The organism is Salegentibacter lacus, from assembly GCF_020164555.1.
Classification (GTDB): Bacteria; Bacteroidota; Bacteroidia; order Flavobacteriales; family Flavobacteriaceae; genus Salegentibacter; species Salegentibacter lacus.
The window spans coordinates 139,177-164,458 of the sequence record NZ_JAIQZB010000010.1 but is presented as its reverse complement, the minus strand read 5'-3'; the positions used below and the strand labels follow the sequence as shown (position 1 = coordinate 164,458).

Sequence of the window (25,282 nt, the reverse complement as noted above, 5' to 3'; positions counted from 1 at the left end):
GATACGATTTCATCTGATGACTTATATCGACCTTTTTAAGTTTCTTGAAGATCCAAACAAAAAATGGAAGGAGCTGACCACGAAACCACCAGATAAACAATTAACCCTATTTTGAAGCACACCCCCCCCCCCTTGCTATAGGGTTTAAAAGAAAAATAACGTTTGTATTGGGGCCAATGGTTACTTTTATTAAAAATCGTGTTTTAACCGGACACTAATGATCCTTTTTAAAGAATTTTAAGTCAGGGTTTTATAGAAAGGAAAAAAGCGCTACTTTTGCAGCCTAAAATTTTTCAATAATGAAATCAATTACGATCAACGGATCTAAAAGAGAAAGCGTAGGAAAGAAAGCCACGAAGGCCCTACGTAATGCTGGACAGGTTCCTTGCGTATTATACGGGGGAGATGCCAAGCCGTTGCATTTTGCAACAGAAGAAATTTCGTTTAACGACCTTGTGTACACCCCAGATGTGCATACAGTGGAAATTAAGTTTGGAGATAGCGAGAAAATTAACGCTATTCTTCAGGACATTCAATTCCACCCGGTTACCGATGCTATTTTGCACGTAGATTTCTACCAGATTAGTGATGATAAACCAATCACTATGGAAATTCCTATCCATACCGAAGGTATTGCGAGAGGTGTTAAAAATGGTGGTGTTTTACGTTACAACTTACGTCGTTTAAAAGTAAAAGGTTTGGCTAACGAATTGCCAGATTATATTACTGCAAACGTTTCTAAACTTAAAATTGGTCAAAAACTTTACGTTACTGCTGTTGCAGATGAGTCTTACGAGATTCAGCATCCAGATAACACAGTAATTTGTCAGGTTAGAACTTCACGTAACATTGTTGCCCTTGAGGACGACGAAGATGAAGACGAAGTACCAGCAGACGAAGTACCATCTACTGAAACAGATGATGTTGCTGCAGTTAAAGAAGGAGAAGATAATTAATCTTTTCTTTTTTCAGCAAAAATCTAAAAGCATCCCAAACGGGGTGCTTTTTTTATTTCCGAAGGTTTTTAAATTAATCCTCAAAAAACTACTTCAGAGCAAGTTCACGACTTTTTTATAAAAAATAGCATTATAACTTATTACGTTCGGGGCAAACCCTGAAGCATTTAAATCTCGATTATCGAGTAAAAACTTTTAGTTAGATATTTTAATAATTTTATCTTTACCAAAACAATCGCTATGCTGTCTTTCTTCGGAAAAATACTCAGTAAGAAAAAGCTCCAGGAAGAAGAACAAGATCCCATGAAGAAATTTTTGATCGCCGGGTTGGGAAATCCTGGTCCTAAGTACGAAAATACCCGCCATAATATAGGTTTTAAGATTCTTGATTATATAGCCGAAAAAGAAGAGGTAAGTTTTTCTACAGAAAAATTAGGAGATGTAGCTCAATTTAAATTCAAGGGCAGAACCTTTATACTGCTGAAACCTTCAACCTATATGAATTTAAGCGGAAAAGCCATTAATTACTGGCTTCAGAAAGAAAAAATAGCTTTAGAAAACCTTCTGGTAATTACAGACGATCTTAATTTAGCTTTTGGAACTATTCGATTAAAAACCAAAGGAAGTGATGGTGGTCATAACGGATTAAAAGATATTCAGAATACCTTAAACACTACCAAATACAATAGATTTAGATTCGGTATTAGTGATGAGTTTTCCAAAGGCCAACAAGTAGATTACGTTTTGGGAGAATGGGGAGAAGAAGAGCAAAAGGAATTGCCCGAACGCTTTGAGAAATCGGCCGAGTTGGTAAAATCTTTTGGAACCGCAGGCGTTTCTAACACAATGAATTCTTTTAACGGAAAATAAGTTGAGCTTGAAGATACATAAAGGAGCAAATGTTTTTAAAGGTGAAAAACAAACCGTAGTCACCATCGGCACCTTTGATGGGGTTCACGCCGGGCACCAAAAAATTATAAAACGTCTTGTAGATGCCGCGAAGATCGAGAATCTTGAGTCGGTGATCTTTACTTTTTTTCCACATCCAAGAATGGTGCTGCAAAAAGAAAGCGGGTTGAAACTTATAAATACCATAGAAGAACGTACCGAAATCCTGGAAAAAACCGGAATAGATCATTTGGTAGTTCATCCTTTTACCCAACAATTTTCAAGACTTACTGCCCAGGAATTTGTTCGTGATATATTGGTTAATCGCTTAAAAGCAAAAAAAGTGATTATTGGTTATGATCATCGTTTTGGCCGGAATCGTACTGCCGATATCAATACCCTAAAACAGTTTGGCGAAGAATATGGTTTTGATGTAGAAGAGATCACCAAACAGGAAGTAGATCAGGTAGCGGTAAGTTCTACAAAGATCAGGAATGCACTTTTAGACGGAAGGGTAGAACAGGCCAATAGTTTCTTGCAAACTCCTTTTAGCTTAAAGGGAACTGTGGTGAAAGGCCGCGGTTTGGGAAAAGAATTCAATTACCCAACCGCAAATTTAAGTCTTAAAGAAGACTATAAATTAATCCCGAAAAACGGCGTGTATGTGGTTCGTTCGGTAATTAACGAAAAACGCTACTTTGGGATGATGAATATTGGCACTAATCCCACAGTTGGTGGAAAAGACCAAACCATAGAAACTTATTTCTTTAATCTAGACCAGGATCTTTACGGTGCTGAACTAAAAATTGAAATGCTGGTAAGAATTCGCGATGAGAAAAAATTCGCTTCAGTAAATGCCTTAAAAGTCGCTATGCGCCAGGACGCGGCTTTCTCCAGGCAATATATTAAAGATAATTATGCTGAATAAATGGCTTTTTAAGCAAGTAGATAATTCGGCGCTTATTGCTTTCCGAATTATTTTTGGCTTGCTTATTACCCTTGAAGCCGTTGGTGCTATTTTTACCGGTTGGATTCGTAGAACACTCATCGAACCCGATTTCACTTTTAATTTTATAGGTTTTGAATTTCTGCAACCACTTCCGGGTGAAGGGATGTTGTATTACTACGGAATTTTGGGACTGTTTGGTATTTTCGTAATGCTTGGCTTCAAATACCGCTTTAGTATTTTTTGTTATACCATTATGTGGGCAGGAGTCTACCTGATGCAAAAATCATCTTATAATAATCATTATTATTTACTGATGCTGTTATGCGGAATTATGTTTTTTCTGCCCGCACATCGCTACCTCTCCATTGACGCCTGGAAAAAACCAGATTTTCGAAAAATTGCCATGCCGCAATGGGTCTGGCTTTTAATTGTTTTGCAATTATGGATTGTATATACTTACGCCTCAGTAGCAAAATTATACCCAGATTGGCTTGATGGTACGTTGCCGGCTATGCTTATGCGTGGGAAAGCCGATTATTGGCTGGTAGGAGAAATACTTCAGCAGGCTTGGGTTAGGTATGTTATTACTTATTTTGGATTAATATTCGATTTATTAATTATTCCTGCACTTTTATGGAAACGAACCCGCTTGCCGGCTTTTATCCTCGCTATTTTCTTTCACCTTTTTAATAGCTTTATTTTTCATATTGGGATTTTCCCATATTTATCGTTGGCCTTTTGCCTGTTCTTTTTTCCTTCAAAAAAGATCAATAAATACATTCTTCGGAATAAAAAACCTTATTACCGTAAAGGCGAAATAATAATCCCTTCTTATAGGAAACCACTAATTGCATTGCTTTCTATCTGGTTTGTAATTCAAATTGCTTTACCGCTTAGGCACTGGTTTTTTCAGGATAATGTATTGTGGACTGAAGAAGGACATCGCTTAAGTTGGCGAATGATGCTGCGTTCGCGTTCAGGAAAAACCACTTTTAAAGTTGTTGAAAAAGGAAAAAAAGACACTATTTACGTAAATAAAGCAAGTTTTTTGAGCCGAAAACAAATGCGATCGGTAAGTTCAAAACCCGATATGATGTGGCAGTTTGCCCAACGCCTGGAGAGAGATTATGCCAAAAAAGGTAAAGATGTACAGGTGTTTGTAAAATCTAAAATTAGTATAAATGGCCGTCCCTATGAGCCGTTTATTGATCCAAAAGTAGATCTTGCTGCTGAAAAATGGCAGCATTTTAAACATCACGATTGGATTTTACCTTCAAAATTAGACTAGATTTTTAGAGTGCTTTTGTTACATTTGCTGCTTCAAATTAGTTAAATTACTTCGGGGCAAGCCCACGAAGCATTAAGAGAAAATAATTTATAATTTCGAGGCCCGCCTCGAAGCATTTAACTCTCGATTATCGAGTAAAAGAAAGCTATGTTACAGGTTAACCATATCAGGGAAAATAAAGAAGATTTCATCAAGGGACTCAAAAAACGAAATTTTGAGGCTGAAAATATTCTTGAAGAGGTATTGCAGTTAGACGAAAAACGTCGTGCAACCCAGGTGAAACTCGATGATATTTTAGCTGAATCTAACCGGCTTTCTAAAGAAATTGGAATGATGTTCAAAAATGGCGAGCATCAAAAAGCCAACCTGATTAAAGAAAAAACGGGGAAACTAAAAGAAGATTCTAAAGCGCTTTCTGAAGAACTTTCAGAAATAGTTTTGAAGCTGGAAACCTTGCTTTATACCATTCCTAACGTTCCGCACGATTCTGTGCCAGCGGGAACTTCAGAAGAAGATAACGAAGAAATTTTCAAAGAGGGTGCTGTGCCGGTCCTTGCCGAAGGTTCGCTTCCGCACTGGGAGTTAGCTAAAAAATACGATATCATAGATTTTGAACTCGGAAATAAAGTAACCGGTGCCGGATTTCCTGTTTATAAAGGAAAAGGAGCCAGGTTGCAACGTGCTTTAATCACTTACTTTCTGGATAAAGCGATTGATGCCGGTTATACCGAATATCAATTGCCTTTAATGATCAACGAAGCTTCCGGATTGGGAACAGGGCAATTACCCGATAAAGAAGGCCAGATGTACCACATCACAGCCGATGATCTTTATATGATCCCAACCGCTGAGGTACCAATGACGAATATGTATCGCGACCGATTGCTAACCGATAAGGATTTCCCAATCGCCTGTACCGGTTATACTCCGTGTTTTAGGAGAGAAGCAGGTTCATACGGCGCACACGTGCGTGGACTTAACCGTTTGCACCAGTTTGATAAAGTGGAGCTGGTAAGAATTGAAAAGCCCGAAGATTCCTATGAAGCTTTAGATAATATGGTTGAACATATTAAGGATATTTTAGCCGATCTTAAATTACCTTACCGAATTTTAAGACTTTGTGGTGGAGACCTCGGTTTCACTGCAGCGCTTACTTACGATTTCGAGGTTTTTTCTACCGCACAGGATCGCTGGTTGGAAATTAGCTCGGTTTCAAATTTTGAGACTTTCCAGGCTAACAGGCTTAAACTTCGGTATAAAAATAAAGAAGGAAAAAAGGAATTGGTACACACACTTAACGGAAGCGCTTTAGCCCTACCACGTGTATTAGCCGGAATCCTCGAAAATTATCAAACCGAAGATGGAATTAAGGTTCCCTATGTGCTGGTGCCATACACCGGCTTTGATCTTATAGATTAAACGGCTAAAAATATTGATTCAAAGGGCAAATCCTTATCTTTACGGGATGCGTGTTGCCTTAATATTCTTAATTTTATTTTGCTCCATTTCAGGTGCCCGGGCGCAGTCTGAGGTTTTGGCGCGTAATTTTTTCGATCAGGGGGAATTTGAAAAATCCTTAAAAACCTACGAGCAATTGCTGAAAGAAAATCCGCAGAATACTTCCTATTTTTTCGGGTTGGTAGAAAGTCATCAGCAACTTGAAAATTTCACGAAAGCGAAAGAATTGCTTAGGGAGAAATTGAATAACTCTGCCAATAATCCAACGCTATTAATTGAATTGGGCCATAATTATGAACTTCAGCAAAATACAGAAAGAGCAGAACAATTCTACACAGAAGCCTTAAGCGCGGTAGATGCACGCCCAAATTACGCATATTCCATAGCCCGAACTTTTCAGAAATACAGCTTACTGAAAAATGCCGCCGAAACTTATGAAAAGGCGATGCAGTTAAATAATGAGTTGAACTACAACTTACAACTCGCCCGAATTTACGGGGAACAGGGGAAGACCGAAGAAATGTTTAAGAATTACCTGGAGTTGATTGAAGCCAACCCAGATTTTTTCTCGATCGCCAATCGTGAATTCGGAAAATATATTTCAGCAGATCCCTCAACCGAAGCCAATATTGCATTTAGAAGGTTGTTGCTTACCAAACTTCAACAAAATCCCAGTTTACTCTATAACGAAATGCTCAGCTGGCTTTTTATCCAGGAACAAGAATATTTAAAAGCCTTTTCCCAGGAAAAAGCTATTTACAGGCGAAGCGATAAGAGTTTACAAAGTATTTTAAACCTTGCCGTAATGGCACGGGAGGCTGAAGATTATGACGCGGCGATTGAGATTGTAAATTATGTTATTGTTAAAGCCCCTTCAGAAAATATTGTGCTACAGGGAAACCAGTTTTTATTAAAAATGCAACTGGAAAATGAAGATGAAAATGTCTATTCAGAAGTAGAGAAAAGGTATTCTGAATTGCTGGAGCAGTTTGGAACCGGCCTTAACACCTTGGCTTTGCAAATAGATTTTGCAAATTTCCTGGCTTTTAAACAAGATGAAAAAGACGAAGCCATCGCTTTATTGAAAGAACTTTCAGAGCAGGCAAATCGGGATTTTGACAAAGCAATGATTAAACTTGCGTTGGCCGATATTTTGGTACTTCAGGAGAAATTTAATGAAGCGCTCATTTATTATTCCCAGGTTCAGAATTTGGTTAAAAACGATGAGATTTCGCAGAATGCACGGTTTAAAGTAGCTAAGACCAGTTATTTTAAAGGCGATTTCAAATGGGCAAAACAACAGTTGGATGTTTTAAAATCTTCTACCTCACAGCTTATTGCGAATGATGCGATGGAATTGAGTTTGTTAATTGAAGACAATTCTATTGAAGATTCCACCCAAACAGCGCTTAAAAAATATGCCCGTGCCGATTTGCTGGATTTTCAGGAGAAAAATTTGGAAGCCATTCAACTTTTGGGAGAGATTTTAAACCTTCATAAAGGTGAAAAAATAGAAGATGAAGCCTTGTTGAAACAAGCCCTGCTTTTTGAAGAAACAGGCCAGCCTGAAGGCGCCGAGAAAAATTATCTAGCGATAATTCAAAACTTTAATACCGATATCCTGGCAGATAACGCCCATTATTATTTAGCCGAATTATATGCAAATGAGCTGCAGAATCTGGAAAAAGCCAAAGAATATTACGAACAAATAATTTTTAACTTTGCCGACAGTATTTATTTTGTGGAAGCCCGCAAAAAGTACCGCGAACTAAGAGGAGATTACCAGGAAACCCCATAAAAAATCAACATGTACATATATAACGTAACCATAAATATTGAAGAAGCTATTCACGACGATTGGGTGAAATGGATGAAAGAAGAGCATATCCCTGAAATGCTGAATACGGGAAAATTCAAAAAAGCTTTAATGACCCGCGTGATGGTGACCGAAGCTATGGGCGGCATTACATATTCTGTTCAATACACCGCTGAAAATAAAGCTGAATTGGAGAAATATTACGAAGAAGATGCCGAAAGGTTAAGAGGAAAAAGCAAAGCTTTTGAAGGAAAATTCGTGGCTTTTAGAACCGAAATGCAGGTAATTAGCGAGCAATAATTTATGGGGAAGTTTAAGAAAAAAGCCAGAACTTCACAGTATGAAGATGGTGAGGTAAGAGCAAAAAAACATCTTGGCCAGCATTTTTTAACCGATGAAAGTGTGGCAGAGCAAATAGCTGAAACCCTTAGCTATAAAGGCTATAATAAGGTTTTGGAAATTGGTCCCGGGATGGGCGTTTTAACCAAATATTTACTAAAGCAGGACACTGAGGTTCACGTAATAGAAATTGATACTGAAAGCGTCGCTTATCTTCAGGAACATTATCCGCAACTAGAAGATAGAATTCATCAATTCGATTTTCTTAAATATGATGTGGGAACCACTTTTCGCGATGAGGCTTTTGCCGTAATTGGGAATTTTCCGTACAATATTTCAACGCAAATCGTTTTTAAAGTTTTAGAATTAAAACACCAGATTCCTGAGTTTTCGGGAATGTTTCAAAAGGAAGTTGCCCAGCGAATTTGTGGGAAAGAAGGCAATAAAACCTACGGAATTCTTTCGGTGCTGGTGCAGGCCTTTTACGAAGCTGAATACTTGTTTACAGTGCCGCCTTCAGTATTCAATCCGCCGCCAAAAGTAGAAAGCGGTGTGCTGCGATTAATTCGGAAAGAAGATTTTAGCCTTCCGTGTGACGAAAAACTTTTTTTTAGGGTAGTCAAAACAGCATTTCAGCAGCGTAGAAAGACAATGCGCAACAGTTTAAAAACTTTCGATTTACCCGATAATTTAAGGGAAGATACTATATTTGACAAACGTCCTGAGCAACTCGGTTATCAGGAATTTATAGATTTGACCCTTAAAATTCAGCCGTATGCAATTTCAAATCAGTAGTGAATTAATAGAAAAATTACAGTTCCTCATAGAGCAAGAACATAATGAGGAATTGCTATTGCACCTTGAAGACGTGCACCACGCTGATATTGCCGAAATTCTAACAGAACTTTCCTTAGAAGAAGCCACGTATATCGTTAAGCTTCTGGACAGCCAGAAAACGGCCGAGGCTTTAATGGAGCTGGAAGAAGGGGTTCGGGAACGTATTTTGGATACGCTTTCGGCAAAAGAGATTGCCGAAGAACTGGAAGAAATGGATACCGATGATGCCGCCGATATCATTTCTGAACTTTCTCCTGAGCGTCAGCAAAATGTTATTGCCGAACTCGTAGACGAGGAACACGCCGATAATATTGTGGAACTGCTACGTTACGATGAGGATTCTGCCGGTGGACTAATGGCGAAAGAGCTCGTAAAAGTTAACGAGAACTGGAGTGTGACCGGCTGTATGACCGAGATGCGCGAACAGGCTGAAAATGTGACCCGCGTACATTCCATTTATGTAGTAGACGATAAAAATAAACTTAAAGGAAGGCTTTCGCTTAAAGATTTACTTACTGCACCCAGCCACGCGAATATCCAGGATGTGTATATTCCGCAGGTAGATTATGTAACGGTGCATACCGAAGGAGAGGAAGTAGCCCGGATAATGCAAAAATATGACCTGGAAGCAATTCCAGTGGTAGATGAAATGGGCCGCCTTGTGGGAAGGATCACCATTGATGATATTGTAGATTTTATAAAAGAAGAAGCTGAAAAAGATTACCAGATGGCTTCTGGTATTTCTGAATCTGTAGAAGCCGATGATAGTCTTTTAAGATTAACAAGGGCGCGTTTGCCCTGGTTGGTACTAGGCCTTTTTGGCGGGTTGGGAAGTGTTTACATAATGAAAGGTTTTGAAGAAGCTCTGGAACAATTTCCAATTTTATTCTTTTTCACCCCTTTAATAGCCGCAATGGCAGGAAATGTTGGAGTACAATCCAGCGCGATTATTGTACAGGGACTTGCAAATGACAATTTAAGAGGTAGTTTATTACAGCGCTTAATTAAAGAAGTGGGACTTAGCTTAATAAATGGAGTTGCTTTGGGAATCCTGGTTATGCTTTTTGGGTTTATTGTAGGCCAGGATCAATTGGTTAGCATTACCATAGCCTCATCCTTACTTGCAGTAATTATAGTGGCTGCGTTGGTGGGGACTTTTGTGCCAATCATTTTAAATAAACAGGGGATTGATCCTGCGATTGCAACGGGACCTTTTATTACCACCAGTAATGATATCTTCGGGATTTTCCTCTTTTTCTATATTTCTAAATTAGTGCTTGGCTTTTAACTAAAAGGCTTCAGGCTTTATGTTTTAAAAATCATTCTTTAACTTTGGGGTTTTGTGATTAAAAAACCTCGATTAATATCTTTCGAGAAACTAATTTGAAACCCAAATCAGGCTGTTCAATTGGGTCTATTGGCGTCAAGCTGAACTTGTTTCAGCTTCTAACATGTTTGAATTATTATAAACTTAGATCTCCGAATAAATTTCGGAGCAAGCTCTGAAACAAATTCAGGATGACGATTCAATAAACTTTGCAGACAGTCTCATATAAATCTCACTCAGTGAGTAAACAAATGAAACCGCCTTCATTTCAACATACATCATCCATTCTCAAACTTAATTTTATTGTAATGAGGAAAAAGCCAGTTTTTGAGCTTTCTCCCGGCGGGCGTTATTTTAAAAAAAATAAAAACTCAATTTTAGAGCAATGATTATTTTACATTCAGATACCAATCACCCAACTTTAATCAAACAACTAGACGATGCAGGGCATCACAATATTGAAGGTTTCTCGCAATCGCGGGAGGAAACCCTGGAAAACCAGCATTTATATGACGGGATAGTGATTAGAAGTCGTTATACAATCGATAAAGAATTTATAGATGGTGCGCCCAATTTAAAATTTATCGCTAGAGTAGGAGCGGGCCTTGAAAATATTGATGTGGAATACGCTGAAGAACACGGAATCACCTTATTTTCTGCACCCGAAGGAAACCGAAATGCCGTTGGTGAACATACTCTTGGCATGTTACTTTCCCTTTTTAATAGATTGAATAAAGCCGATAGGGAAGTTCGCGAAGGTCTTTGGCATCGGGAAGAAAACCGTGGTTTGGAATTAGATGGTAAAACTGTGGGAATCATTGGCTACGGAAATATGGGAAAAGCCTTCGCTAAAAAGTTACGCGGATTTGAGGTTGAAGTTCTTTGCTACGATATTAAAGACGGTGTAGGCGATGAAAATGTGCGTCAGGTCTCTTTGGAAGAATTTAGGGAGAAATGTGATGTGGTGAGCTTGCACACCCCTTGGACACCGGAGACCGATCAAATGATCAATAAAGAATTCATCGATGCTTATAAAAAGCCTTTTTGGTTTATAAATACCGCTCGCGGTAAAAACGTAGTTACAGCGGATCTTGTAGATGCACTAAAAGACGGTCGTGTACTTGGTGCAGGCCTGGATGTTCTGGAATATGAAAAGGCTTCTTTTGAAAGTCTTTTTTCTAACAAAAAGAACGTTTCGCTGAGTATTGAGAATCAAATTCCTGATGCTATGCGAGAACTTATGTTTTTGAATAATGTGATTTTGAGTCCGCACGTGGCGGGTTGGACCAAAGAATCTCATGAACGTCTCGCCAGTGTAATCGCCGGTAAGATCATCGATAAATTTGGAAAAGGGGAAGGGAAGTAATTTCTTCCGTCATTCTGAATTTATTTCAGAATCTAATATCTTAAATATTTATCCCTTGAAACAGTAAATTTTCGTCATTACAGTCCTGATAATTATTGGGATTGTAATGACGTTCATAATTTAAAACTTAAACTGAATTATCGTATTTTCAGAAAAATTAATTCAGAAAATATGAATAAAAGAGTCACAGGAATTGGCGGGGTTTTCTTTAAAACCAAAGATCCGAAAGCGGTAAAGGAATGGTATAGCAAACATTTAGGCTTAAATACCGATCAATGGGGTTGTACTTTTTGGTGGATGGATGAGAACGGGAATAAATGCTCAACCCAATGGAGTCCTTTTAAAGAAGACACCGAACATTTTAAGCCTTCAGAAAAAGATTTTATGATGAATTACCGCGTGGAAAATCTAGAAGAATTACTGGAAACCTTAAAAGGTGAAGGTGTAGAGGTAATGGACGAAATTCAAAAGGTGGAAGAAGGAAAGTTTGGTTGGATTATGGATTTAGAGGGTAATAAAATAGAGCTCTGGGAACCAAACGATAAGGCTTTTCTGTAAGCTAAAACCTTCTTTTTTAAGTATAAACTGAAAAAAATATTAAATTCTTTTTCTTTCTAATTCCTATTAATCGTAATATTGCGATATATAAATCTTTAGAATATGAAAACATCAGAATTATTCGATTTGCTAAAACAGCATCAGGAAAAACCATTGTTGTTCGAGTACGCGCCCAACTTACTGGTTGGCGCAAATTATCACATTACCGAAGTAAAACATCTAAAAATTGATTCAGTAGACTGTGGTGCGGGAACCGATGCCTGGAACGAAACCATTATTCAGTTATGGGAAAGTCCGGAAGAAATTGGAAAAACAGAGTTTATGAAAACTGCCAAAGCTATGTCGATTTTAGATAAAGTTGGCCAGATGAAAGCTTACGATTTGGAAGCTGAGGTAAAGTTTGAATATAGCAATGCAAACTTTCATACCGCTCAATTATTCGTGACCGGATTTTTGATTAAAAACGGAAATCTATTAATAAAACTGGACATAAATCCAACCGACTGTAAAGCGAAAGAAACCTGTGGCGTGGCTCAACCGGAGGAAGTTGCCGTAAACGAATGTGCACCCGGCGGCGGTTGTTGCTAAAACAAATCTTTATGAAAAACGTACTTGTACTTTGTACCGGAAATTCCTGCAGAAGCCAGATGGCGCATGGCTATTTAGAGCATTTTGCTAAAAATAAAGCTAAAATTTACAGCGCAGGAATTGAAACCCACGGTTTAAATAAAAAAGCGGTGGCAATAATGAAAGATGATGGACTGGATATTTCCTATCACACCAGCAATCATGTAGATGAATATAAGGATGTAGAATTCGATTTTATAATCACGGTTTGTGATCACGCGAATGAGAATTGTCCGTTTATTCCTTCAAAAAATGCTGTAAGGTTACATCAGAATTTTAAAGATCCTTCAAAAGTAGAGGGTTCAGAAGAAGTTATTCAGGAGGCTTTTAAAACCACCCGAAATGAAATTAAAGTCTGGTGCGAAAAGTTTGTAAATGATAATCTATAAAATAAAAAATGCTGTTTGATATATTATCACATAGTAGATCCTGAAACAAGTTCAGGATGACTTGAATTATCAAACAGCATTTATATAAAAAGTTATTTTGTGAAAATTCTATTAATTATTCTGACTCAATTCTATAAGTGCAGATTTAATCGATTCTTCTCCTTCAAGCGCCTGGAATGCCATATTTTTCCCTAAAGGATCCGCAAGGCACATCACTAATAAGAACGCCACATCGTCTCGAGAAATTTCTCCGCGTTCTTCCAATTTAAGGGCAAGTTTTACTTTAGCGAGTCCCATGTCGTCGGTAAGTCGGCCGGGTTGCACGATGGTATAAACAATTCCGCTATCCACTAAATAATCATCGGCTTCTTTTTTCGCTCTTAGGTAATGTTCCAGGTCTCCACCTTCTTCAGGCTTGTCGGTTCCCATAGCGCTAAGCATAATGAATTTTTTCACATTGAATTTCTTGGCGGCATCAACCATTTTTTTGGCACCTTCCTGGTCTACCGCCGTGGTTTTGTCGGGGCCGGTGCTACCACCAGAACCTGCGGCAAAAATCACACGGTCAATTCCTTTAAAAGCGTGTTCTACATCGCCTTCAAGATCTGCCATCACGCTTTCGACCTCCATGTCGTCAAAGATTTGCTTTTGCTCCTCTTTACGAATCATCGCGATTGGCTTAAAATGCTCGGTATTATTTAAAATTTCAATTACCCTTTTTCCTGTTTGTCCGGTAGAACCGGCTATTAATATCTTTTCCATTTTTTTTTAAATTTTATACAGTTTGAAGATAAGGATGAATTGAAAGCCTTCATAGCGAATACTTCAGAATAACATGAAATTAACAGCTTAATGTGCAGAATTGAACTTTGCTTCCAGTTCTTTCTGAAATTCCTCCATCACTGGTTTTACAGTGCTTTCCGGTAAATCTTCAATCCTAATGTACATCAAGCCATCTACCGCGTTATTGAAAAGCGGATCTACATTAAAAGCGACCACTTTCGCGTTTTGCTTGATGTATTTTTTTATCAAAACCGGTAAGCGCATATTTTCGGGTTCAATTTCATCAATAATCTTGTCGAATTTATTGAGATCGGCTTCACTGGCCTCAAAAACAAAATCTTTATCGGCGTCTTTTAATTTTACCTTGAACTCTTTTTTTGGCTTAATATATTGCGCAACATAAGGATCATAGTAATGCGATTTCATAAACTCGATCATCAGCGACTTGGAAAAATTTGAAAATTTATTGCTTATGCTCACCCCGCCAATAAGATATTTATGCTCCGGAAAACGCAGTGTACAGTGCACAATTCCTTTCCAGAGCAAAAACAGGGGCATTGGTTTTTGCTGATATTCTTTAATAATAAATGCCCGACCCATTTCTATAGACTGACTCATCATTTTATGCAATTCCGGCTCAAACCTGAATAGTTCCTGAAGGTAAAATCCATCAATCCCGCGCCTGGCATAAATTTCATTTCCCATTCCCATACGGTATGCTCCGGCTACTTTTTTTGCTTCGTTATCCCATAAAAACAGGTGGTAGTAGTAATCGTCAAATTTGTCAAGATCGGTGGCCTTGTTCGTGCCTTCGCCAATTTCCCTAAAGGTGATTTCCCGTAACCTTCCCAGTTCGGCTACGATATGTGGGATCACTTCTTTTTTCGCTAAAAAAACTTCGTAATTTTTACTGGACAGTAAACGCTTGTCCATTTGGCGGCAATTCTCGACTTCGATTTCCATTAGAGCTTTAGCCGTTTCTTCCGCGATCTTTTTTGGAGATTTTGGAAGTTTCAAATGCTTCGGAATTTTTTCGAAAAGCTTCTTCTTTTCAAAAACATTAGCCAGCATATAGGTTTTTCGGCGTAAAAATGCCGTAAAAGTTTCCAGATTTGGGTGTTCTAATTGATCTTCTACCGAAATTGGATTTCCAATCCTTACTTTAATTTTTCTTCTTTTCTGAGTAAGCATTTCACTGGGCAGTTTGGCAGTGCGAAAAATATCGCTCATTGAAGCCAGCCTATAGAAAAAAGTGGAATTTTTAGCGTGAAAATAAATAGGCACTACCGGAACTTTTGCTTTTTGAATAAGCTTCATCGCCGCCGGTTCCCAGGGCTTATCTACAATAATTTTTTTGTCTTTATAGGTAGAAACCTCTCCCGCAGGAAACATCCCCAGCGCGTGGCCCTCTTTTAAATGGGAAATCGCTTCTTTAATTCCGCCTAAACTCGATTTTGCTTCTTTATGATCCTCAAACGGATTTACCGGCATAATATAAGGCTTTAGCGGATCTAAACGATGCAAAAGAAAGTTCGCAATCACCTTATAATCGGGGCGTTGGTTTAGTAATAATTTCATCAAAATCATTCCATCAATTCCACCTAGTGGATGATTGGAAATAGTGATAAAAGGACCTGATTTTGGAATGCGTTTCAGGTCTTTTTCAGGAATTTCAAAATCGATCTCAAAACCTTCTAAAATCGAATCTATAAATTCAATTCCACTTAGGTTCTTTCGTTTTTGGTATTCTTTGTTTAGCCTGGAAAGTTTGGTAGTTCGCAGAATTAGCCAACCCATTGACGTTCCAAAAGGGCCAAGTTTCTCAAGGTTCATCACTTTGGCAACTTCCCTGGCACTTACAATTCCCATTTAATAAAAATTAGTTTCGGGTGACAATTTGAAGCGTGTTATGTGTAAGTTGTTTTAGCAAAATTTCCTTGTCTTTTTCAAGGCTTTTTATTGCTTCATCATTAAAATGCCGAATGGTGTACAGAGAAACACCGGGTACAAAACTCACTTTAAATCTTGCCTTTAAATGTTGAAGTAATTTCTCTAACTGGTTGAATTTATTATCTACACAAACCGAAAAACTAATAGCAGAATTCTGGATTAAATCGACTTTCATTTGATACAAATGAAAAAGCCTAAAAATCTCACTCATATTTTCTTCTACCATAAATGAAAAATCCAACGTGGAAAGAGAAATTAAAACCAGATCTTTTTTAACAATAAAACAAGGAATTTCCGGAAAAATAAGTTGCCCCTTTCCAACTTTTGTTCCTGTACTTTCCGGCTTTAAAAAAGGTTTTACAAACAAAGGAATTTCCTTCTGCTGCAGCGGCTGCAATGTTTTTGGGTGAATTACAGAAGCACCATAAAATGCCAGTTCTATTGCTTCTTCATAAGAAATTTGCTGAAGTAATTCCGGATTTTGAAATTCTCGGGGATCGGCATTTAAAACACCGGGAACATCTTTCCAAATAGTTACATTTTCAGCATTTAAGCAATAGGCAAAAATCGCTGCCGTATAATCACTTCCTTCCCGTCCTAGCGTGGTGGTGAAATTATTGGGATCTGAACCAATAAAGCCCTGCGTGATATTTATCTGACTTATATTTAAATTTTGCTGAATAGCTTCCTGGGTTTCTTCCCAGTTTACACCGGCATCGCGGTAAACGCTATCTGTTTTCACAAATTGCCGGGCGTCAAGCCAGTTGTTTTTTATGTTTTGGGAATTGAGATACTCACTAACTATGGTCGTAGAAACCAGTTCGCCGTAGCAAATTACCTGGTCGTAAACAAAATCGTATTGCTCTGATTTATTATGTTGAAGAAAATTTCTAAGTTCTCCAAAAAGTGTACTTATTTTATTGAAAATAGGAGCTTGGGTTTGCGAAAAGAGTTCATTGATAATCTCAAAATGTGCATCTTCTACAGCCTGTAGACTTTCGGGAATTTGCTTGTCAAAAAGATAATCTTTAATAACGATTTCGAGCGCATTGGTGGTTTTTCCCATAGCCGAAATCACGATCACCTTAGGGCCGTTCCCGGTTTTCTCTAATACATTTTGAACATTTCTTACTCCTGCCGCATCTTTGACCGATGCGCCTCCAAACTTAAAAACCTTCATAAATTTTAATCGATATTTTTTTGAATCCCGGTTTCATCCATATGCACGGTGTACCAGTTTTTCTTGATATCGGCTCCTGTGTTTTCGTAGAATTCCTGTGCGTTTTTATTACCTTCAGACACTACCCATTCTACTCTTCTAACGCTATTTTCGTGGCCATATTTTACAACCCTTTTATAGAGAGCGCCGCCAAGCCCGGTGCCACGCATACTTTCTCTAACAATAAGATCTTCTAAATGAACGGTGCGGCCTTTCCAGGTAGAGAACCTAAAATAAACCAGGGCCATTCCTTCAATCTTTTCATTCACTTCGGCTACAAAACATTTAAAATTGCCTTCATCAAAACCCTCGTGCTCAAGATCACTCACGTGAATTTCAACCTGATCTGCTGCACCTTCGTAAGAAGCAAGCTCTTTAATAAGTTCCAAAACTGCGGGCATATCTTCCCGCTTAGCTTCGCGTATATCGTATTCCATAAGTTTGGTGTTTCTACAAAAGTAGGAATAGATTTTAATAAAAAGGGCTATTTATGCAGGCTTAGTGTATTATTAACGTGATTTCTCGAGAAATTTGTCCATTGCTTTCTCGTCCATTTGCACGGTACACCAATCGGTAAAAACTGTTGCGCCGCTGCGGCTATAAAAGTCTCGCGCATGCGTATTCCAGTCTAAAACTACCCATTCGGTACGTTTTACGCCTTCTTCTTTAGCAAATTGAATAACCCTTCTGTATAGTGCATTTCCCAAACCTTTGCCACGCATATTTTTCCTAACTACAAGGTCTTCAAGGTGAACGGTTTTTCCTTTCCAGGTGGAATATCTATAATAGCATAAAGCCATTCCTTCAATTTTTCCCGCTGCTTCGGCTACAAAACAGGTAAACGATGGATTTTCTCTAAAGCCATCTTTTTTGAGGTCTTCCGCAGAAATAATTACGGCGTCGGGCTCTTTTTCAAATTCGGCCAATTCCTGGATAAGTTCTAAAACTGCCGGCATATCTTCCGGCTTTGTTTTTCTGATTTTAAATTCCATTTTTTTGATTGCTTTCATGCAAAAGTAAAGAATGAAATTTCAAAATAGGAATTTCTTAAAATTACAGCTGAAAATTACCAAAAGGACCTACATAAATTGTTTAAATTTTATTTTCTGAAAATTCAATATAATATTAACGAAAACGTTTTAGTAACTAAATAAAATGAATAATTTTGAGGCAAATAACGATATTAGTATATAATGGTTAAGAAAAATCAAACTTTAGGTGAGTTTATTATAGAGAATCAGGAGGCTTTTCCTTATTCTTCGGGAGAACTTTCCCGTTTAATTAGGTCCTTACGCCTGGCGGCTAAAGTGGTAAATCACGAAGTGAATAAAGCAGGTTTAGTAGATATTTTAGGCTTGCATGGCGATACCAATATCCAGGGTGAAGATCAGCAAAAACTGGATGTTTACGCTAATGAAACTTTTATTCAAACCCTAATTAATCGCGAAATTGTTTGCGGAATAGCTTCAGAAGAAAACGACGATTTTATTACTATTTCAGGAAAAAATAATGACAACAATAATAAATACGTAGTCCTTATGGATCCGCTGGATGGGAGCTCTAATATTGATGTAAACGTTTCGGTAGGTACTATTTTTTCTATTTATCGTCGTGTTACTCCAATTGGTACTCCGGTAACTAAAGAAGATTTTTTACAGCCGGGAAATAAGCAGGTAGCTGCCGGTTATATTATTTATGGTACTTCTACAATGCTGGTTTACACTACTGGTTGCGGAGTAAATGGTTTCACCTTAAACCCTGCGTTGGGATCCTGGTATTTGTCACATCCCGATATGAAATTTCCCGAAAACGGTAGTATATATTCTATGAACGAGGGTAATTATGTGCATTTTCCTGAAGGCGTGAAAAAATATATAAAATATTGCCAGGAAGAAAAAGAAGACCGCCCATACACCTCCAGGTATATTGGTTCTATGGTTTCAGATATTCACCGGAATATGATTAAAGGCGGAATTTTTATTTATCCTAAAAGTTCTAAAGCGAATAATGGTAAACTCAGGTTATTGTACGAATGTAATCCAATGGCGTTTATCGTAGAACAGGCAGGAGGTAAAGCCACTGACGGATTTACCAGAATAATGGACATTCAGCCTAAAGAATTACACGAGCGTGCGCCATTTTTCTGCGGAAGTAAAAATATGGTAAATAAAGCTGAAGAATTTATGCAGAAATACGGGTAAAAAATAAGCTCCTTCTTTTAAACGGAGCTTATCTTTATACTCTACTTGTCAAGCAAGTATTGGTAATCCTCAAAATTTAGTTGGCCACTAAAAATCTGGATAGATCTTTTTATGATTTTTTCAGCATTCTCACTTGAAAAACCAAGGCCTATAGCGTAACGCTTGATAAGGGTTTCTTCATCGTGATCTATTTGGTTATCGGCAAAAATGATCTTAAAAAGGTCGTGCAAACGTTCTAAACGTTTTTCCACACTATTATAAGAGCTAATAGGGAATTCAGATGGGCGTTTAATAACCATTTTGTATTCCTGTTCGCTAATATCAAGTTTGCGCGCAAAACGCTCTAAAAGAACACGTTCCTTATCATTGATTTCACCATCTACACTTGCCAGATTTACAATAGAAGCAAAATGGTTAATGTTGCGAAGGTGTTCTCCTGAATCAAATAAATCTGAAAATGACATTTTTAATAATTTTATACCACAAAGATACTTAAAGCATAAAATAAAATTCATTAAAAACCTTCTAAAAGTTTAGTGTTTCATCAATCGCTAATCTTTTCTTAATCCTTTTTTTTAGCGTGGCATTTTGGGTAATTTCAATTCAAGTCTCTAAGAAAAATGAAACCACCTTTACTCGCTTTTAATAAAAAGGGAATTTACTGCGAAGCTGCAGATGTTTACCTGGATCCCTGGAAACCCGTAGATAAAGCCATTATTTCCCACGGCCACGCCGATCATTCCCGCTGGGGAAACAAAAAATATATCACACATCACAGCAATGTTCCTATTATAAAACATCGGTTGGGAGAAATTGAAGTTTCCGGAAAAGAATGGAATGAGACATTTACCATTAATGGCGTGAAATTTTCCCTGCATCCCGCCGGGCATATTATTGGTTCGTCCCAAATTCGGGTTGAATATAAAGGTGAAGTTTGGGTTTTTACCGGCGATTATAAAGATGAAGATGATGGCGTGGCCGTACCTTACGAACCGGTTAAATGCCATACGTTTATTACCGAGTGTACTTTTGGATTGCCCGCTTTTAAATGGCAATCGCAAGCGGAAGTTTTTTCGGAAATCAACAATTGGTGGCAACAAAATAAAGAAAATGGCCAGACTTCTGTAATCTTTGGTTATTCCCTCGGAAAAGCACAACGCCTGCTGAAGCATCTCGATACTTCCATCGGTGAAATTTACACCCACGGCGCTATAGAGAATATGACAGAAGTAATTCGTCCATTATCTGAAATGCCAGAAACTACCAGAATTACCCGTGATACCAAAAATAATGAATTCAAAGGAAATATTGTGGTAGCGCCTCCAAGCGCACACGGCAGTCCATGGATAAAAAAAATGGTAGCCTATGTTACAGCTTCCGCCAGCGGCTGGATGACTTTTCGCGGTGCACGCCGAAGAAGGGCTATAGACCGGGGTTTCGTACTTTCCGATCATTGCGACTGGCAGGGTTTGCTAAAATCAATAAAAGCAACCGGTGCTGAAAAAGTGATTTGCACGCACGGGTACACCGATATATTTTCCCGCTACTTAAGGGAAATCGGTTATGATGCCCGAACAGAAGAAACCCAATACGAAGGTGAAATGGGAGAGGAAGAGTCAAAGAAAGAAATAGAAAATTAAACGGCTTTAACATTTAAATTACATTAGGGAATAAGCATTTTTAGAGGAGGAAATTATGAGAGAAGAAAATCAGGATAAAGAACTTTCCCTTAAAGGTATGCGTGATTTCGCTGAACTCATAAAAACTTTAGATAGTACTAATAAAACCACTCTAAAAGTAGCTGCCTTAACCCATTATTTTAAAAATGCGGAAGATAAAGACAAGGTTTGGACCATTGCTATTTTATCGCATCGCCGTCCGCCACGACCGGTAAACACAACCTTAATGAGGGAATGGGCTTCTGAGCTGGCAAATATTCCGGCGTGGTTATTTGAAGAATCTTATCATATTGTTGGCGATTTAGCTGAAACCATTGCTTTGGTAATTCCGCAAGCCGAAGAACCTTCTGCAAAAAGTCTGAATCAGTTCCTTCAGGAAATTATCGATTTAAAAGCTAAGAGCGAAGCAGAAAAAAAGGAATATTTACACGAAAACTGGCTTTCACTGAATTATTATGAACGCTTTGTTTTTACCAAACTCATTACCGGAAGTTTTCGAATAGGGGTGAGTCAAAAACTAATGACGCGTGCACTTTCAAAAGCAACTGATATCGATGAAGATATTCTGGCCTATAAAATGATGGGTAATTGGAAGCCTGAAAAAACGACTTTTAAAAAACTGATTTTAGAAGAAAACGAAGAAGATTATTTATCAAAACCTTATCCGTTTTACCTGGCCTACGCCATAGATGGTGACGTGGAAGAATTAGGTGACGTAGCCGAGTGGAGCGCTGAGCATAAATGGGATGGCATCCGCTCGCAGGTAATTGTTAGGAATGACGAACTATTTGTTTGGAGCCGCGGGGAAGAGCTGGTCACCGATAAATATCCCGAATTTGAAGATTTCGTGGGGAAGGTTCCTAATGGAACGGTAATAGACGGCGAAATATTACCTTTTCCAGATGGCAAAATTGGGACCTTTAAAGATCTGCAAACCCGAATTGGAAGGAAAAATATCAGTAAAAAATTACTGGAAAAAACTCCCGTAATTTTAAAGGCTTACGATGTTTTGGAATGGAAAGGAGAAGATATAAGAACCGAGCCGTTTATAGAAAGGAGAAAAATTCTGGAGAAGCTTTATGCTGAAGTTGCTGCTGAGGAAATTCCCTTGCATTTATCTGAACGAATTTCTTTTAAAAACTGGGTTGAAGTAGCCGAAGAAAGAGAGCGTGCGCGAGAAGAAAAATCGGAAGGATTAATGCTAAAAAGATTGGATTCGCCATATTTAGTAGGAAGAAAAAAAGGCGACTGGTGGAAGTGGAAAGTAGATCCGCTTACAGTAGATGCAGTGCTCACTTATGCCATGCGTGGTCACGGTAGACGAAAGAATTTATTTACAGATTATACTTTCGGCTTGTGGGACGATGATAAAAAGGAACTGGTGACTTTTGCCAAAGCCTATTCCGGTTTAACCGATGCCGAATTTAGAAAACTGGATAATTGGATCAAGAAAAACACTTTAGAGAGGTTTGGCCCAGTTAGAAGCGTAACTCCACACCATGTTTTTGAAATCGCTTTTGAAGGAATTGCAGAATCCAAACGCCATAAAAGTGGAGTAGCAACCCGTTTCCCAAGAATGGTACGCTGGCGAACCGATAAAAATATACACGAAGCAAATACGCTGGGTGAGTTGCGGGATTTAATACCGGACTAATACGGAAGGATTAAAACATGAATAGAAATCAACTCATAAAAATTGCTGAAATCTGGTTCTCTAACCAGGGGTGGATGCCTTTTGCTTTTCAGAAGCAAACCTGGACTGCATTTTTGCAAGGGAAAAACGGACTATTAAACGCGCCCACGGGTAGCGGAAAAACTTACGCACTTTGGGTACCAATAGTGCTGGATTATTTAAAGAAAAACCCAGAGTATAAAACTAAACATAAAAAGGGCTTAAAAGCAATTTGGATTACGCCCCTGAGAGCGCTTTCGGTAGAAATTGAACAGGCCGCACAACGCTTTGCTAATGAAATTGGAAGCGGATTAACTGTGGGAATCCGCACGGGGGATACCCCGCAAAAAGTACGTGCTGCGCAAAAAAAATCAATGCCCGATTTATTGATTACCACGCCCGAAAGTTTGCAATTATTGCTTTCTTCAAAAAACTACGATAAAACTTTTAAAAAACTAAGCGCCGTGGTGGTTGATGAATGGCACGAATTACTGGGTACCAAGCGCGGCGTGCAAATGGAACTCGCTTTATCGCGTTTAAAAACGGTTTCAGAAGATTTACGAATTTGGGGAATTTCAGCAACGATTGGGAATTTAGAGCAGGCGCGGGAAGTTTTGCTGGGCCCCGATTCTGAAGCTTTTCAAAATTCAGTTTTGATAAGGGCTAATTTGAAGAAAAAGATAAGCGTAAAATCCATTATTCCGGAGAAAATGGAAAAGTTTCCCTGGCGGGGGCATTTGGGTTTGCATTTGATTGATGAGGTTGTTCCCATTATAAAAAATTCCAGAACTACGCTGCTTTTTACCAATACCCGTTCACAATGTGAATTATGGTTTCAAAAGTTAATGCACAAATATCCTGAGTTTGCGGGGGAAGTGGCAATGCATCACGGAAGTATCAACAAGGAAACCCGGCTTTGGGTAGAACAGGCCATTAGAAATGAAACTTTAAAAGCCGTGGTTTGCACGTCCAGCCTGGATTTGGGAGTAGATTTTGCTCCTGTGGAAACCATTATCCAAATCGGTGGACCGAAAGGAGTGGCGCGATTTTTACAACGGGCTGGGAGAAGCGGTCACCAACCGGGAAAAGAAAGTGTAATTCATTTTTTACCGACGCACGCTATAGAACTTATTGAAGCTTCAACTTTACAAAAAGCGGTACAGAAGACTGCCGTAGAAGATAGAATTCCGTATTTGTTGAGTTTTGATGTTTTGGTGCAATATCTCACAACCCTGGCGGTTTCTAACGGATTTTTTCCGAAGGAAGTCTGGCCCGAAATTAAATCTACATTTTGTTTTAATTCGATGACAGAAGGCGAGTGGATTTGGATCTTAAACTTTGTGACAAAAGGCAGCCAGAGCTTGCAGGCTTACGATGAATACAAGAAGATTGAAATTGAAGAAAACGGTCTTTTTAAAGTAAATAATCGTGGGATTGCAATGCGTCACCGCTTGCAAATTGGAACAATTGTGAGCGATGCAGTTTTAAGTGTAAAATACCTGAAAGGCGGTTATATTGGTACGATTGAAGAATGGTTTATTTCTAAACTTACGCCTGGAGACGTATTTACCTTTGCCGGCAGAAACCTGGAATTAGTGCGAATTAAAAGTATGCAGGTTTTGGTGCGAAAATCGAAGAAAAAGACCTCTAAAGTTCCCAGTTGGATGGGCGGTAGGATGGCATTTTCAGCACAAATGAGTGAATTGCTTCGTGAAGAAATGTACGCAGCTTCTGCTTCTACATCTGCCGGATCTACCGAAAAGTCATTAGAATTAAAAGCTTTACAACCAATTCTGGAAAGGCAAAAGAAAGAATCGATTATTCCAAACCAGGATGAATTTTTAATTGAAACTTTTAAGACTCGTGAAGGCTATCATGCGATTTTTTATCCGTTCGAAGGACGGTTTGTACACGAAGCTTTGGGAAGTTTACTGGCGTATCGCATCAGTCTGCTCTCGCCTATTTCCTTCAGTATAGCCTTTAACGATTATGGTTTTGAATTGCTTTCAGACCAGGAAATTGATATGCAGCAAGTTTTGGATAACGACCTTTTTTCTGCAGCATTCCTTATGGATGATCTTTATAAAAGTTTAAACGCTACCGAAATGGCAAGGCGAAAATTCAGGGACATTGCGGTAATTGCCGGGATGGTTTTTACCGGTTACCCTAATAAACTGATTAAAAGCAAGCATCTGCAAAGCAGCTCGCAATTGTTGTTCAGCGTTTTTAAAGATTATGAAGATGATAATTTATTGTATTTGCAATCCTTCAGGGAAACTTTTGAACACCAGTTGGAAGAAGGTCGTTTAAGGTTGGCTTTAGAGCGCATTCAGTATCAAGAGATCATTTGGAAAAACTGCGAAAAACCAACGCCATTTTCTTTTCCGATCATCACAGACCGATTAAGAGAAAAATTATCTTCAGAAAAACTGGAAGATAGGATTAAAAGAATGCTGAAAAGCCTTGAAAATTAGTCTCTCTCGTTTAATCTTTGCAAAACTGTACTGCGAACCACTTCAGTAGTAATTCCAAAAAGAACGTGGGCGAATAGTTCGTTAAATTGCATTCTCATAGGAACATCTGTAGGTTTTGGCTCTAGTCCCATCATTGGGAGCGAAGTTTCGTGAGTCGAAATCCAGGTAGAACCTCCTAAGATTATCCCGTCTGTAATATTTAATTCTTCATTGTCTTTTTTACCGAAACCGTAAGCCGCACCAACACTGGCACCCATAGGGAAATTAACCAATTGCTCGGCTAATTCTTCGTTATCAACACTTATTGGAGACCCGGTGATTTTTGTAGAAAGCTCATCTACAATTTTAATTTGAGCTGAACGTTGCTCAACTTCTCGCACAGTTAAAAAGTGTTCTACCAGGCTCTTTACCGCTGTTCCGGCTAATCCGCCAATTACTCCGGCCAGTAATCCACGACCGGCAGCTTTGGAATAAGAATCTTTTTTCAATAAAGTTTGTACTTTCAT

At 38.5% G+C, this 25,282-nt stretch carries 24 protein-coding genes; 17 read left to right on the top strand and 7 right to left on the bottom strand.

What is annotated here, in order from left to right:
- The first annotated feature begins 299 nt into the window (after nucleotides 1-299).
- From LB465_RS10195 to LB465_RS10135, 13 genes are all read left to right on the top strand, one after another.
- Nucleotides 300-956 (top strand): 50S ribosomal protein L25/general stress protein Ctc, encoded by a 657-nt coding sequence (locus tag LB465_RS10195; protein WP_224469762.1) that lies wholly within the window; start codon nucleotides 300-302, stop codon nucleotides 954-956.
- 240 nt (nucleotides 957-1,196) lie between these two features.
- On the top strand, nucleotides 1,197-1,826 hold the full coding sequence (gene pth, locus LB465_RS10190; RefSeq protein WP_224469761.1) for an aminoacyl-tRNA hydrolase: 630 nt from the start codon (nucleotides 1,197-1,199) through the stop codon (nucleotides 1,824-1,826).
- A 7-nt stretch (nucleotides 1,827-1,833) separates the two neighbouring features.
- Nucleotides 1,834-2,772: a bifunctional riboflavin kinase/FAD synthetase gene (locus LB465_RS10185; protein ID WP_224469760.1), complete on the top strand. Its 939-nt coding sequence runs from the start codon at nucleotides 1,834-1,836 to the stop codon at nucleotides 2,770-2,772.
- Complete coding sequence (locus tag LB465_RS10180; RefSeq protein ID WP_224469759.1) at nucleotides 2,762-4,081, top strand: HTTM domain-containing protein; 1,320 nt, start codon at nucleotides 2,762-2,764, stop codon at nucleotides 4,079-4,081. Before LB465_RS10185 ends, LB465_RS10180 begins: the two co-directional genes overlap by 11 nt.
- Before the next feature lie 147 nt (nucleotides 4,082-4,228).
- The gene (serS, locus tag LB465_RS10175; RefSeq protein ID WP_224469758.1) at nucleotides 4,229-5,500 is read left to right on the top strand and encodes a serine--tRNA ligase; all 1,272 of its coding nucleotides are present in this window, start codon (nucleotides 4,229-4,231) and stop codon (nucleotides 5,498-5,500) included.
- Nucleotides 5,501-5,513: 13 nt separating this feature from the next.
- Entirely contained in the window at nucleotides 5,514-7,337 is a 1,824-nt protein-coding gene (locus LB465_RS10170) for a tetratricopeptide repeat protein (RefSeq protein WP_317198433.1), read from the top strand.
- 9 nt (nucleotides 7,338-7,346) lie between these two features.
- Nucleotides 7,347-7,655, top strand: coding sequence for a DUF4286 family protein (locus tag LB465_RS10165; RefSeq protein WP_224469757.1), 309 nt, complete (start codon nucleotides 7,347-7,349; stop codon nucleotides 7,653-7,655).
- 3 nt (nucleotides 7,656-7,658) lie between these two features.
- The gene (gene rsmA, locus LB465_RS10160; protein WP_224469756.1) at nucleotides 7,659-8,489 is read left to right on the top strand and encodes a 16S rRNA (adenine(1518)-N(6)/adenine(1519)-N(6))-dimethyltransferase RsmA; all 831 of its coding nucleotides are present in this window, start codon (nucleotides 7,659-7,661) and stop codon (nucleotides 8,487-8,489) included.
- On the top strand, nucleotides 8,470-9,819 hold the full coding sequence (gene mgtE / locus LB465_RS10155; RefSeq protein WP_224469755.1) for a magnesium transporter: 1,350 nt from the start codon (nucleotides 8,470-8,472) through the stop codon (nucleotides 9,817-9,819). Before rsmA ends, mgtE begins: the two co-directional genes overlap by 20 nt.
- Before the next feature lie 424 nt (nucleotides 9,820-10,243).
- Nucleotides 10,244-11,224, top strand: a complete 981-nt coding sequence (locus tag LB465_RS10150) for a 2-hydroxyacid dehydrogenase (RefSeq protein WP_224469754.1) — start codon at nucleotides 10,244-10,246, stop codon at nucleotides 11,222-11,224.
- Between the two features lie 171 nt (nucleotides 11,225-11,395).
- Nucleotides 11,396-11,782 (top strand): VOC family protein, encoded by a 387-nt coding sequence (locus LB465_RS10145; RefSeq protein ID WP_224469753.1) that lies wholly within the window; start codon nucleotides 11,396-11,398, stop codon nucleotides 11,780-11,782.
- Nucleotides 11,783-11,884: 102 nt separating this feature from the next.
- Nucleotides 11,885-12,370, top strand: a complete 486-nt coding sequence (locus tag LB465_RS10140; protein ID WP_224469752.1) for a DUF6428 family protein — start codon at nucleotides 11,885-11,887, stop codon at nucleotides 12,368-12,370.
- A gap of 11 nt (nucleotides 12,371-12,381) precedes the next feature.
- A complete protein-coding gene (locus LB465_RS10135) occupies nucleotides 12,382-12,798 on the top strand; it encodes an arsenate reductase ArsC (RefSeq protein WP_224469751.1) in 417 nt (138 codons plus the stop codon).
- 111 nt (nucleotides 12,799-12,909) lie between these two features.
- Here LB465_RS10135 and LB465_RS10130 read toward each other — a convergent pair whose 3' ends face one another.
- From LB465_RS10130 to LB465_RS10110, 5 genes are all read right to left on the bottom strand, one after another.
- Complete coding sequence (locus LB465_RS10130; protein WP_224469750.1) at nucleotides 12,910-13,560, bottom strand: SDR family oxidoreductase; 651 nt, start codon at nucleotides 13,558-13,560, stop codon at nucleotides 12,910-12,912.
- Nucleotides 13,561-13,647: 87 nt separating this feature from the next.
- Nucleotides 13,648-15,450 (bottom strand): GNAT family N-acyltransferase, encoded by a 1,803-nt coding sequence (locus LB465_RS10125; RefSeq protein ID WP_224469749.1) that lies wholly within the window; start codon nucleotides 15,448-15,450, stop codon nucleotides 13,648-13,650.
- Between the two features lie 10 nt (nucleotides 15,451-15,460).
- A complete protein-coding gene (locus tag LB465_RS10120) occupies nucleotides 15,461-16,711 on the bottom strand; it encodes an aspartate kinase (protein WP_224469748.1) in 1,251 nt (416 codons plus the stop codon).
- Between the two features lie 5 nt (nucleotides 16,712-16,716).
- Nucleotides 16,717-17,187: a GNAT family N-acetyltransferase gene (locus LB465_RS10115; protein ID WP_224469747.1), complete on the bottom strand. Its 471-nt coding sequence runs from the start codon at nucleotides 17,185-17,187 to the stop codon at nucleotides 16,717-16,719.
- A 72-nt stretch (nucleotides 17,188-17,259) separates the two neighbouring features.
- Nucleotides 17,260-17,742, bottom strand: a complete 483-nt coding sequence (locus LB465_RS10110) for a GNAT family N-acetyltransferase (RefSeq protein WP_224469746.1) — start codon at nucleotides 17,740-17,742, stop codon at nucleotides 17,260-17,262.
- Between the two features lie 201 nt (nucleotides 17,743-17,943).
- On the opposite strand from LB465_RS10110, the gene fbp reads away from it, so the two are divergent.
- The gene (fbp, locus tag LB465_RS10105; RefSeq protein ID WP_224469745.1) at nucleotides 17,944-18,951 is read left to right on the top strand and encodes a class 1 fructose-bisphosphatase; all 1,008 of its coding nucleotides are present in this window, start codon (nucleotides 17,944-17,946) and stop codon (nucleotides 18,949-18,951) included.
- A gap of 41 nt (nucleotides 18,952-18,992) precedes the next feature.
- Here fbp and LB465_RS10100 read toward each other — a convergent pair whose 3' ends face one another.
- Entirely contained in the window at nucleotides 18,993-19,415 is a 423-nt protein-coding gene (locus tag LB465_RS10100) for a tellurite resistance TerB family protein (RefSeq protein ID WP_224469744.1), read from the bottom strand.
- A 156-nt stretch (nucleotides 19,416-19,571) separates the two neighbouring features.
- On the opposite strand from LB465_RS10100, the gene LB465_RS10095 reads away from it, so the two are divergent.
- The 3 genes from LB465_RS10095 to LB465_RS10085 all read left to right on the top strand — a co-directional run bounded on the left by LB465_RS10095 (nucleotide 19,572) and on the right by LB465_RS10085 (nucleotide 24,776).
- A complete protein-coding gene (locus LB465_RS10095) occupies nucleotides 19,572-20,591 on the top strand; it encodes a ligase-associated DNA damage response exonuclease (RefSeq protein WP_224469743.1) in 1,020 nt (339 codons plus the stop codon).
- Nucleotides 20,592-20,688: 97 nt separating this feature from the next.
- Nucleotides 20,689-22,284, top strand: coding sequence for an ATP-dependent DNA ligase (locus LB465_RS10090; RefSeq protein WP_224469765.1), 1,596 nt, complete (start codon nucleotides 20,689-20,691; stop codon nucleotides 22,282-22,284).
- 17 nt (nucleotides 22,285-22,301) lie between these two features.
- On the top strand, nucleotides 22,302-24,776 hold the full coding sequence (locus LB465_RS10085) for a ligase-associated DNA damage response DEXH box helicase (RefSeq protein ID WP_224469742.1): 2,475 nt from the start codon (nucleotides 22,302-22,304) through the stop codon (nucleotides 24,774-24,776).
- Here LB465_RS10085 and LB465_RS10080 read toward each other — a convergent pair.
- A complete protein-coding gene (locus tag LB465_RS10080) occupies nucleotides 24,773-25,282 on the bottom strand; it encodes a DUF1440 domain-containing protein (protein ID WP_224469741.1) in 510 nt (169 codons plus the stop codon). The two genes, LB465_RS10085 and LB465_RS10080, sit on opposite strands and share 4 nt — an antisense overlap.